The 10,126-nt window shown below is 67.8% G+C and carries 10 protein-coding genes and 1 pseudogene; 5 read left to right on the top strand and 6 right to left on the bottom strand.

Features of this window, described 5'->3' with window-relative positions; genetic code table 11:
- Positions 1 to 28 precede the first annotated feature (28 nt).
- On the bottom strand, positions 29 to 376 hold the full coding sequence (locus ACGF4C_RS39160; RefSeq protein WP_393573426.1) for a class I SAM-dependent methyltransferase: 348 nt from the start codon (positions 374 to 376) through the stop codon (positions 29 to 31).
- A 352-nt stretch (positions 377 to 728) separates the two neighbouring features.
- Here ACGF4C_RS39160 and ACGF4C_RS39155 point away from each other — a divergent pair, with 352 nt between their 5' ends.
- On the top strand, positions 729 to 1,133 hold the full coding sequence (locus tag ACGF4C_RS39155; RefSeq protein ID WP_393573424.1) for a nuclear transport factor 2 family protein: 405 nt from the start codon (positions 729 to 731) through the stop codon (positions 1,131 to 1,133).
- Between the two features lie 248 nt (positions 1,134 to 1,381).
- On the opposite strand, the gene ACGF4C_RS39150 is transcribed toward ACGF4C_RS39155, so the two are convergent.
- The gene (locus ACGF4C_RS39150; protein ID WP_393573422.1) at positions 1,382 to 2,092 is read right to left on the bottom strand and encodes a hypothetical protein; all 711 of its coding nucleotides are present in this window, start codon (positions 2,090 to 2,092) and stop codon (positions 1,382 to 1,384) included.
- Here ACGF4C_RS39150 and ACGF4C_RS39145 point away from each other — a divergent pair.
- Entirely contained in the window at positions 2,091 to 2,531 is a 441-nt protein-coding gene (locus tag ACGF4C_RS39145; RefSeq protein ID WP_393573420.1) for a VOC family protein, read from the top strand. The two genes, ACGF4C_RS39150 and ACGF4C_RS39145, sit on opposite strands and share 2 nt — an antisense overlap.
- Before the next feature lie 428 nt (positions 2,532 to 2,959).
- Here the strand turns inward: ACGF4C_RS39145 and ACGF4C_RS39140 are convergent, their stop codons facing one another.
- Entirely contained in the window at positions 2,960 to 3,700 is a 741-nt protein-coding gene (locus ACGF4C_RS39140; protein ID WP_393573418.1) for a shikimate kinase, read from the bottom strand.
- 95 nt (positions 3,701 to 3,795) lie between these two features.
- Positions 3,796 to 5,106 (bottom strand): diaminopimelate decarboxylase, encoded by a 1,311-nt coding sequence (gene lysA, locus ACGF4C_RS39135; RefSeq protein ID WP_393573416.1) that lies wholly within the window; start codon positions 5,104 to 5,106, stop codon positions 3,796 to 3,798.
- A 125-nt stretch (positions 5,107 to 5,231) separates the two neighbouring features.
- On the opposite strand from lysA, the gene ACGF4C_RS39130 reads away from it, so the two are divergent.
- The gene (locus ACGF4C_RS39130) at positions 5,232 to 6,455 is read left to right on the top strand and encodes a PucR family transcriptional regulator (protein WP_393573414.1); all 1,224 of its coding nucleotides are present in this window, start codon (positions 5,232 to 5,234) and stop codon (positions 6,453 to 6,455) included.
- A 464-nt stretch (positions 6,456 to 6,919) separates the two neighbouring features.
- On the opposite strand, the gene ACGF4C_RS39125 is transcribed toward ACGF4C_RS39130, so the two are convergent.
- Complete coding sequence (locus tag ACGF4C_RS39125) at positions 6,920 to 7,381, bottom strand: MarR family winged helix-turn-helix transcriptional regulator (protein ID WP_393573412.1); 462 nt, start codon at positions 7,379 to 7,381, stop codon at positions 6,920 to 6,922.
- Positions 7,382 to 7,459: 78 nt separating this feature from the next.
- On the opposite strand from ACGF4C_RS39125, the gene ACGF4C_RS39120 reads away from it, so the two are divergent.
- Positions 7,460 to 7,831 carry a VOC family protein gene (locus tag ACGF4C_RS39120; protein ID WP_393573410.1) on the top strand — a complete coding sequence of 124 codons (372 nt, stop codon included), beginning with the start codon at positions 7,460 to 7,462 and terminating at the stop codon, positions 7,829 to 7,831.
- A 100-nt stretch (positions 7,832 to 7,931) separates the two neighbouring features.
- Here ACGF4C_RS39120 and ACGF4C_RS39115 read toward each other — a convergent pair.
- A pseudogene (locus ACGF4C_RS39115) lies at positions 7,932 to 8,381 on the bottom strand (hypothetical protein).
- Between the two features lie 594 nt (positions 8,382 to 8,975).
- Between ACGF4C_RS39115 and ACGF4C_RS39110 the strand changes: the two are divergent.
- Positions 8,976 to 9,392: a hypothetical protein gene (locus ACGF4C_RS39110; protein WP_393573408.1), complete on the top strand. Its 417-nt coding sequence runs from the start codon at positions 8,976 to 8,978 to the stop codon at positions 9,390 to 9,392.
- The last annotated feature ends 734 nt before the right edge of the window (positions 9,393 to 10,126 follow it).

The following is a 10,126-nucleotide window of genomic DNA, read 5'->3' as shown; positions in this document are numbered from 1 at the left end:
CCACTCGCTACGACAAGACCACCGAGTCCTACCAGGCCGCCGTCACCCTCGCCTCGCTCCTGATGTGGGCGTGACATTTGAAGACATCTCCTAGGTCGAAGCCTCCGTCCGGGAACGGCAGCCGCTGCGCATCGGCCTGCCGCCACACCGCGCCCGGTGCCCGGGCCGACCCGACGGCGACCATGGCCTCGTTCAGATCGGTGGCCGTCACTTCGGCCGACGGCGCCGTCGCAAGCAAGTGGGATGTCAACGCGCCTGTCCCCGCGGCAAGTTCGAGGATACGCCGCGGGTGGAGTGCCGCCGCCTTCGTGGCCAGGTCCTCGGCGAAAGGCCGGAAGACCACCGGCACGAGGTATTGCTCATAGGCCGCCGACATGGATTCGGACCACCGCTGGTCGGCATTGACTCCCGTCACCCGCATGACGATAGTGCCGCGCTCGGTGACCTCTGCCCCGCCGCGCCGCCATGCACACTGGAGCTAGGCCGCTTCTGAGGGGCCGGCCCCTACCCTCGTGGGCGGTCGTCCAGTAGCCCACGAAGGCGCTGACCGCGCCCGCCTAGAAGGAGCCTCTTGGCCGCACCGCGGATGGCAGGTGGTGCGACCGATCACATGATGAGCGTCTGAACGGGTGAGCCACGTGAACTTCTGACACGTTGCCAGAACCCCCGGCCAGGCCGAATCCGTACGGTGGGCGACGTACTGGATCTTCCAGGTGGAAGGGCACGCCATGGGTGCGGACAACAATGTCGGAACCATCCGGTCGATCTACGCGGCCTTCGAACAGGGTGACGTGCCCGCCATCCTGGACACTCTGAGCGAGGACATCGACTGGGCTACGGAAACCAGTTCGACCGTAGCGCCTTGGTACGGAGTGCGTCACGGCAAGGACGAAGTGGCCTCGTTCTTCGAGCAATTCGGCTCGACCATGGAGGTGGAGGAGTTCACCCCCATCACGTTCGCGGTGAGCGACTCCGATGTGCTGACCGTGGTACGCATGCGTGCGCACAACCGCGCTACAGGCAAGCCAGTGGCAATGAACCTGCATCACCAGTTCACTTTCCGCAATGGCAAGATCACATATCACCGCAGCGCCGAGGACACCGCACAGGTCGAGGCCGCCTTCAAGGAATGAGCCGAACACCCGGCATCAGCGATCCACCAGGGCCTACCGGCTTTCCACCATAGTTCGGTGAGCGGCGGGGGCGTCGATGAGCCGGGGTCGCCGGCTGGATGCGCTTTCCGGGGACGGGGCAGGCAGCAGCTTGCTTGCCCAGCAGTCGAAGCCAGAGATCCGGCCCCATGCGGTGCGGTCGTCCGGCCCGGCGCTGCCCAGCCGCACGACCGCACGGCACCGTCACGGCCGGCTGGCCTCTCCTCAGCTCAGAGCGCGATGGGTCGGTGCTTAAGAGCCTCATCGACGATCTGCTCCGCAGACGCATTCTTAAGGGCGTCCGAGGGATGGAAGACCAGGTCACTCACCCGGGGATGCGACACGTTCGCCTCCAGGAGCCGCAGATAGTAGTCGCTCTCCGGGGCGGCCATGAGGAGTCTGCGAACGATCTCGACGAGCTCGTCCTGGGTGATGTCCGCGACCACGGGGCAAGCCGGCCGGGCCGCCTCCCTCGCGAACTCCTCCAGACTTCTGCTGCCGTAGCACTCGGCGAAGTCGAGAGCCTCGTAATCGTGCCCAGTCATCGCATTGAAAGCCGCGATCGCCTCGTCCGCCACCTCCGGGCAGGCTTCCAGCAGGTCAGCGATCCGCTCCACTTCGGTGCACAGCTCATCCAGCCATTGCCGACTCACAGGCGGGGGCAGCAATTCCGGTCTCAAGTCCACAGCCAGATTATGCCCACCGGAACCGGCACGCCCGAGCCATGCTGTGGATGCCGCCACTGCGGTGGGAGCGGCCACCTGCGCCGCACTCACCCTTGTGGTGGCGCCTGGCTCGCGGATCTGCTGCAGCGGTGCTGAGGCGCGAGCCAGACTTTCGGAGTTCGGCGGTCTGCGGATGTCGAGAACGTGCCACCTGCTCCGTCCCAGGGACATCAGCGGCCACCAGCGGCCGCACGAAGAAGAAGGAGAAATCAGCATGGCGATTCAGCGGATGGACAACGTCGGCATCGTCGTCGAGGACATGGATGCCGCCATCGCATTCTTCGTGGAACTCGGTATGGAGCTGGAGGGCAGGGCCGAGGTCGAGGGCCTCTTCGCGGACCAGTGCACCGGACTCGACGGCGTCCGCTGTGACATCGCGATGGTCCGGACCCCGGACGGCCACAGCCGGATCGAGCTGGCGAAGTACCGCAGTCCCGCGGCAATCAGCGGCGGGCCGCGTAACCGGCCGCACAACATTCTGGGCACGCACCGCGTCATGTTCGCCGTCGACGACATCGAGGACACCGTTGCCCGCCTGCGCCCTCACGGCGCCGAACTCGTCGGCGAGATCGCCCGGTTCGAGGACAGCTACCTGCTCTGCTACCTCCGCGGCCCGGCGGGCATCATCGTGGGACTGGCCGAGCAACTGCGCTGAGAAGGAGGAACCGAAACATCCAGCCGAACGAGATCATCGAGTTCTGAACGACCCGATCAGCCAGGAGCTGCTGGCCCGTGACCTGGCCCGCCTGGCCTACGTCGCCAGGGACGGAATCCCGCGCAACATAGCGCCGCCTTCACCTGGATCGGGTCGCACATCGTCATGTGTACGACGAAGAACACACCCGAACTCCCACTGCACCGAGGGTGGCTGCCTTGCGCGGCAGCTGTCGATGATGCCTGGCGCCCTCACACTCGCCAAGGGAGCACTCACCGAAGACCAACACTGAGGGGATACCAAATCCTCCGGGCGATCTCCCGGCCCTCCGCCAGCAGCTGGCGGACGATCTCTGCCATGTTCAGGGCATTGTGGAAGACGACCGCTTATCTGGACCAGTGGCTGCAGAGCGTTGTGCCGGCAGACACTCAGAGTCCGAACGCTGTGGTCACCTGCTCTCCGAGTTCATCTTCGGTCATCGTGGTGTCGACCTGAATGGTGCGTAGTCGGAGACGCTCAGCTTCCTCTTGAAGGCGTCTTGTGAACATGCAGTCACGTTCGGCAATATTGCGGCCAGCCTTTGCTGGATCACTGGTCTTCCATACGAATCCTTCCCCTGGTGTGGCCCGACTCTGGATGGCGGCCTGGCGGAAATCAGGTGTGGGAAGGAGCCAGACGGCGTGCTCAGGAGCAGCAAGGAGAGGTTTCACGAGGTGCGGCAGCAGCCGGAAGCCCTCGACGATGACGCACGTCTCCTGCGGCAGGCGAAGAAGATCTTCGATGATCAAACCGAAGCCCTCACCTCGAAACCAATGGAATGTCTCAAGCATGATTCCCGGGGACCGGTTCACCCATCGCTCGTCCATATCCATGGCGATGAACTCGTGCAGGAAAGGGGCCTCCTCGGCCGTGGTTCGTCCGGCGTGATCCCGCATCACGTCATCGGTCGCGTAGAGGCGCCAACCGTAACGGTCGGCAAGTCGGCGGGCGATCGTCGACTTGCCTGCCCCGCTCCCGCCGCCAATCCAGTAAACGTGCCGCAGTCGTGCCGGAAGCTCTGCGGCATCGGCCACCTCTCCATACTGTCCGGGCTGCATCCTTCTCCTGTCCAATGGGACGACCAAGGCAAGCATCATTGTGATCGCCGTCAGGAGAAAGCTCACCAGCATCTGGACAACCGTCCGGCGGATGCGTCGTGTGCGGTGCTATGCATAGGAGTGGGTTGTCGACGTGGGCGACGGGAAGGGAGGCCCGCGGCAGCGGCTCAGGGGCGGTCGCGCCGCTGCAGGTCGCCGTAGGTTTCACGGCGCACCACGGCCCGCGCCTCGCCGTCGCGGCAGAAGACGACGGGCGGCCGCAGCGCGCCGTTGTAGTTGTTGCTCAGCGAGAAGCAGTACGCACCGGTGACCGGCACGGCGATCAGGTCGCCGGGACGGGGGTCACGCAGCGGTACGCCGGCACTGAGTACGTCGCCGGACTCGCAGTGCCGGCCCACCAGGTGGTACGGCTCGCCGCCGCCCACCCGGGTGGCGACCGTGGCCTCGAAGCGCTGTCCGTACAGCGGGACTTCGAGGTTGTCGCCCATACCACCGTCGACTGCGACGAAGGTCGGCTTCCCACGTTTGACGGTGACCGCCCGGTAGAGCGTTACCCCGGCCTCGGCCACCATCGACCGGCCGGGCTCGATGATGAGCTGTGCGTCGGCGGGCAGGCTCCGGTGGGCCGCGGCCACCAGGGTGTCCAAATACTCCCCGATGGTGGGCGGGCGGTCCTCGTAGGTGTAGCGGGTGCCGAGGCCGCCACCGAGGTCGTAGACGGCGAAGGTGCCGAGGCCCGCCACGGCCTCCACCGCGCGGGCGAACGGCTCGGTGTCGAGGATCTGGGATCCGATGTGGACGTGCACCCCGTCCAGGCGCAGCCGGCTGCCGGCCTGCAGCCGGGCGATCGCCTCCCGGGCCTGCGGCAGGGTCAGGCCGAACTTCGAGCCCTCCTGCCCGGTGGACACCGCGGCATGGGTGTCCGGGCGGATACCGGGTGTCACACGCACGAGGACGGGCTGCTCGTCGGTCACGAGCCGTTCCAACCGGTCGATGTCGTCGAAGTTGTCGATCACGATGAGTCCGGCTCCGGCCTCCACCGCCATCCGCAGTTCTTCCTCGGTCTTGGCGTTGCCGTGGACCACCAGCGAGGCGGGGTCGACTCCCCCTGCCAGGGCCAGGGCCAGTTCGCCGCCGCCCGCGACGTCGATGCTCAGCCCCTCCTCGGCCAGCAGGCGGTACACCGCCGTGCAGGGAAATGCCTTGGAGGCGAACGCCACCCGGGAGTTGGCCCACCGGGCGGCGAGCCCGTCGGCGTAGCAGCGGGCGCGGGACCGCAGCGCGGCCTCGTCGACGACCAGTGCCGGCGTGCCGAAGCGGGCCGCGAGGTCGGTCACCGCGCAGCCACCGATCACCAGCTCTCCGTCCTGGCCGAGCACCGTGCCTGGCGGGAACAGTCCGAGCAGTGCCTCGTGGGAGGCAGCGGCGTCGGTCTGGGACTTCCCAGCGGTAGCTGGGCGAGCGACCGGAATGGCCATGGAATTCCTCCGTGCTTGCCGTGTGGCCGGTCCCGCCCTCCGGGCCGGCCGCATCATGTTCCAGTCCACGCACCGGGTCACGCCTTGTCGTGATCGCCTAGGGTCAGGGCATGGTTCCGTCAGAAATGACAAGCTCACACGCCGGAAGCGGCGACGGGGCCGGTGAGGAACTCTTCGCGCTCGCCGACGCCATCGCCGCGGTCATCGGTGGATCGGTGGCCATCGAGGACCTGGAAACCCGGGTCCTCGCCTACTCGACGCGGCCGGGACAGGCCATCGACGAACTGCGCCGCCAGGGCATCCTCGGCCGACGGGTCCCCGAACAGCCCGGCCCACAGGCCGAACGGCAACTCCGCCAGTACCGGCAGGTGCTCACCGCACCCGGTGTCCTACGAATGCCTGGGCTGGCCGACGGCGAACTGCCGCGCGTCGCGGTCGCCATGCGCGCCGGAGACCTCCCCCTCGGCACCATCTGGGCGATCGAGGGCCGGAGCCCACTCGACGCGGGCGGTGAGCGGGCGCTGCTGGACGGCGCCCGGACCGCCGCACTGCACATGCTGCGCCGCCGCAGCGCCACCGCCTTGGAGCTGCACGCCCGGGAACAGGCACTCCGGGCCGGCCTGGACGGCACCGCCCCCGCGACGGACACCGCCTACCGGCTCGGCATCCCGGCGAACACGCCTTTCACCCTCCTCGGCTTCGCCCCCGTCGGCGTCGCTCCGGACGCCGGCACACTGCTGACCCGTCTGGGAGCCGAGCTCGGTCGGCACTGGGCCGCGGTACGCCCCTCCGCCGCCGTCTGCACCGGCCCGCGCAGCGTGTACACCCTGCTGCCGGACGCCGACCCCGACTCGGCCCGCCGACTGGCAGCACAGGCCCTCGCCGCGGCCTCCCGTCGCGGCGCGCACCCACTGCGCGCCGCCCTCAGCCGGCCCGCCACGCTCCTGACCGAGCTGCCCGAGCTACGCTCGGAGGTAGCTGACGTGCTACGGGTGACCACCGCCGACCCCAAGGCGCCGGACGTCGCCGCACTGACCGATGTCCATGCCCGAGTGCTCCTCGCTCACCTGTCGGACGAGCTCGCCCAGCGGCCCCGGCTGCGCCACCCGGGCGTCGAGGCCATGCTCGCCCACGACCGAACCCACGGCACGCACTACGCCGCCTCGGTCGCCGCCTGGCTTGACGCGGTCGGCAATGTAGGCGGAGCGGCCCGCCGGCTGACAGTGCATCAGAACACCCTCAAGTACCGGCTGCGCCGCGCCCGCGAGCTGTTCGCCCTCCACCTGGACCAGCCGGACGACCGCCTCTCCTGCTGGCTACAGCTACGCGCCGACGCCATCCGCCGCTGAGCGCCCGAGTGCCCGATCGCCCGATCGCCCGATCGCCAGCCCATGGAAGAGAAGCCACAGCCTCATCGGCATCGGGATCAGCTGGTTGGCGACGCGGACCACGACCACGCTCCCCACAGTTCGGCGAGCTTCACCTGGTCCGCCCCGCGGTCCCGGCCACGCTGGCGCATGCATCGCAGGGCGTCGTCGCCGGGCGTCGTCGCCGGGTGGGCATCGGCGACGACGCCGTACGGGCTGATTGGGGCGTCGGCGCTATGGAAGGGCCATGGTTGGCATCGAGCAGCGGGCTCTTATCGAGGTCGATGGCGAAATGTAACTGGTAACTGGGCGTGCTGGTCGGCCAGTTGAGCGCGGGGGCGGGCGGGGCGGCACGGATCGCAAGCGCGCAGATCACGCTGCGGTGACGGCCGCCCAGGTTCCGCTCTGCTCACGGCGATGCTCGGGCTTACCGCCGCCTTGGCTGATCAGTCCTCCAGAGCTACCGCGATACGTTCGAGATCGGTGAGGAGCGCCGCGATGCGCTGGGGTGGGATCGCCTCGACCATGCGCTGTTCGACGGCGTACACAGCGTCCTGGACCGTGGTGAGACGTGCCTGGCCCTCTTCGGTAAGGCGAGCGGGCCGGGCCCGGCCGTGATCGGCGGTGGCGGGGCGGGTGATCAGCCCTGCTTCCTGCAGGCCCCGCAGCACGACGTTCCCGGACTGTCGGGTGACGAACGTCGCGCGGGCGAGGTCGGCGTTCGACATGCCGGGGTGCTGGGCCAGGAGTTCGAGGGTGGCGTACTGCGGCACGGTCAGCCCGTGCTCGCGCAGCACTTTGTCCATGGCGCCGCGCAGGGCGGCCTGGGCGCGTTTGAGCAGGTACCCCACATGGTGGGTGACATCGTCCGCCGGGCGAAACGGCTCCGTCGACACGCTTTCCTTCATGTCAGCATTTTGACACGAGGGACGCGACTCCCTAACCTCACATGTCAAAGTCCTGACATCGAAGAGTGAGGGAAGCTCATGCCTGTTGCCATCGACGGCCCAGACTTCATCGCCCTGCAGGTCCACGACGTGGAAGCCGCCGCGGCCTTCTGCGAGCAGCACCTGGGTCTGCGTCGAGCCGCGGTCTCACCCCCGCATGCGATCGTGTTCGACACCGAGCCGATCCCGTTCGCCGTCCGCGCGCTCCTCCCGGGCGTCAGCCTCGCCGACACCGCACGGCCGGGCCTCGGCATGGTGCTCTGGTTCCGCACCCCCGACGCCCGTCAGCTCCACGACCAGCTGGTTGCCGCCGGGATCAAGATCGTCGAACCGATGACGGACAGCCCCTTCGGGCCGAAGTTCTCCTTCGAGGGCCCGGAAGGCTACATACTCACCGCGCACGGAGGCTGATCGAAACCATCACCCTTCGCGGGGTGACTTTTCGCGCCGGATGGCGCCGGCACCGCGAGTAGCCCCGAACCCTCGGCACACGCGCCTGATGTCGTGCCGCTCACTCAGGCGCCACCTGGCGCGAAAAGTCGCACGAGGCACCCACGGCATCAGGCGCCATCCGTTCTGCCCACTCACGCTGGGGGACGGCGTGCTCCATGCAGCCTGCTCGATGTCCTTCTTGAACTCCGGGTCCAGGGTCTCCGGGATTTGTCGAAGGTGTCGGGAAGGACATCGAGCAGGCCCCCGACCTGTTCTCCCTGTTCTACCTGTTCGCCGGTCCTGCCCCATAGCAACACCTGGCACCTCCACTGTGGCGACACCTCGGGACGGTGGCGGAGATGATGCACGAGTGTGGGCACCAGGCAGTGGGCCGCCTCTGCGCGAGGTGCTCCTGGAGCCAGTCGACCGGGCGCCGCTGGCTGAAGCCGCATGTGGCGGCCTCTTGTTCCAGAGCGAGGAGCTGATCGGTGTCGACAGCTCGGACGGTGCGGGGAAGAACTTGGGACATGCCGAGAGGATGGCAGGCGTGTGCCTTGCCACTGCTCAAGGGCTGGATACGAAACCAGTGGAAAGGTCCAGCTCGAAGGGTGAACCAGGGTGCGTCGGTCGCCATCCTCGGACCAGGGCGATGCGGATGTGGTTCGCGACGTCAGCAGGCCGGACCGGGGCGGCTTGTCTGCTGAGCCAGTTACTGGTGTGGGGTTGATCAGTGGTGACCACCAGAATTGCCCCGTGTTGCTCAGCGCGCTCGGCGGCGTAGGTGCAAGGCGACCAGCACAGTGCCTGACGGTAGGTCGGCCGCCGACGGAGTCGCCACCGGTAGGTCACCCCGTCCACGACGATGCGCCGGCTCCCCTTGTTCCCCAGTGCCACTGCCCCTCCTCGGCTCTGGGTGGAGGTTAGCGCCCTGGTGCTGTCGACTGTCGGGCATTTTGATCACAATGGACTGCGGAGGCGGTCTTCCGGATGGCGACGGCCATGCATTTGCGCATTTGCCGAAGGGAGTCCGGTTCATGGCTCTGCCATGTGCAGCGCGCTCAAGCAAGGGGTGGCCGAGGTCCCTCTGTAGCCTGGCGTCCCTGTACGTCGGGGGGAGCTAACCGTGGAGAACATCCTGTCCGTGGCCATCGGGGCCGCTATCGGCCTCATAGGGGTGGTATTTGGTTCGTGGTTCACCGCGCGCCGACAGGACCGCATGTGGCTCCGCGAACAGAAGCTCAAAGCCGGGATCGGCTTCAACACGGCCGTAGTTCAGCTACTGGACTACCTGAAGGAAACACAGCTGAGTGACGACGGTCCCGGAGCCAACGAGTTGGCGAACCGGCTGCAGGAAGCACGCTCAGCCCTCTACCTGCTCTGCTCCAGCGACACCGTCGATCTCGCCGATGCTCTCGCGCATCGGGTCTGGAGCACCCGGCCCACCGACGGCAGGGACGACCGCCGGGCCGAGTTCCGAGAGACGTTGGACCTCCTGCGTCGCTTCACCCACCAGCTCCGGCAAGAGATCGCCAGATCGTAAAGGGCGCCGACCTCGGCGGCAGCCGCCCCGCTCGATGGCGCCGGGACCCAGGTTCGCTGCCGAAGGCAGGCCCGGACGACGGGCCTTCGTCTCCGGCAAGAAGAAGCGCAACACCATCAAGACCACCCGGTCTTCGCGCGGCATCGCCACCCGAAGGCCCCGCCTGCTCGGGCTCAGGCTGATCAGAAGCGCACTCTGCGATCTCGGATAAGAGGGGCTGGGACAGGCATCGATCGCCGACCAGTTCCCCCACACCGCAGGTCCCCGCCCCGCGTCCGCATCCCCGGCCATCCCTGGACCGGCTCGAAGAACGCCGCCGCAAGCGCCTGGCCCCACTACGTCGACCGGCCCGCGGGCCTCCCACCCACTCCAGCCGAGCGCGCTCACCTCGTTTTGTTCCCCACCGACATCCTCAATCCCGACGGCCGCCGCGTCCTGTCCTACGCCTGGCCCCATACCGGATTCCGTCCCATACCGGATTCCGCGCCTGGACCGCCGATCTCGACCTCGGCGCTGGTCACCCGACTGCTGCGGCACGGCACGAACCTGACCCACATCCGCCGTTACCTCGGCCACGTCTCCGAGGAGGCCGCGGGCACCGCACCGCGCCGCCATCAACCGCCAAGGTCTGAGCCTCCTCCTAGGAGATGTCTTCAAATGTCACGCCCACATCAGGAGCGAGGCGAGGGTGACGGCGGCCTGGTAGGACTCGGTGGTCTTGTCGTAGCGAGTGG

It is taken from the genome of Streptomyces sp. NPDC048197, assembly GCF_043202395.1.
In the GTDB taxonomy this organism is placed as follows: Bacteria; Actinomycetota; Actinomycetes; order Streptomycetales; family Streptomycetaceae; genus Streptomyces; species Streptomyces siderophoricus.
Note: the sequence above shows the minus strand (reverse complement) of the source record. Positions and strands in the feature narration are given on the sequence as shown.

Coding starts and splice junctions, on each gene's coding strand:
- ACGF4C_RS39160 (WP_393573426.1), bottom strand. CDS start 376: ATGTCGGCGGCCTATGAGCAATACCTCGTGCCGGTGGTCTTCCGGCCT.
- ACGF4C_RS39155 (WP_393573424.1), top strand. CDS start 729: ATGGGTGCGGACAACAATGTCGGAACCATCCGGTCGATCTACGCGGCC.
- ACGF4C_RS39145 (WP_393573420.1), top strand. CDS start 2,091: ATGGCGATTCAGCGGATGGACAACGTCGGCATCGTCGTCGAGGACATG.
- ACGF4C_RS39150 (WP_393573422.1), bottom strand. CDS start 2,092: ATGCTGATTTCTCCTTCTTCTTCGTGCGGCCGCTGGTGGCCGCTGATG.
- ACGF4C_RS39140 (WP_393573418.1), bottom strand. CDS start 3,700: ATGCTGGTGAGCTTTCTCCTGACGGCGATCACAATGATGCTTGCCTTG.
- lysA (WP_393573416.1), bottom strand. CDS start 5,106: ATGGCCATTCCGGTCGCTCGCCCAGCTACCGCTGGGAAGTCCCAGACC.
- ACGF4C_RS39130 (WP_393573414.1), top strand. CDS start 5,232: ATGACAAGCTCACACGCCGGAAGCGGCGACGGGGCCGGTGAGGAACTC.
- ACGF4C_RS39125 (WP_393573412.1), bottom strand. CDS start 7,381: ATGAAGGAAAGCGTGTCGACGGAGCCGTTTCGCCCGGCGGACGATGTC.
- ACGF4C_RS39120 (WP_393573410.1), top strand. CDS start 7,460: ATGCCTGTTGCCATCGACGGCCCAGACTTCATCGCCCTGCAGGTCCAC.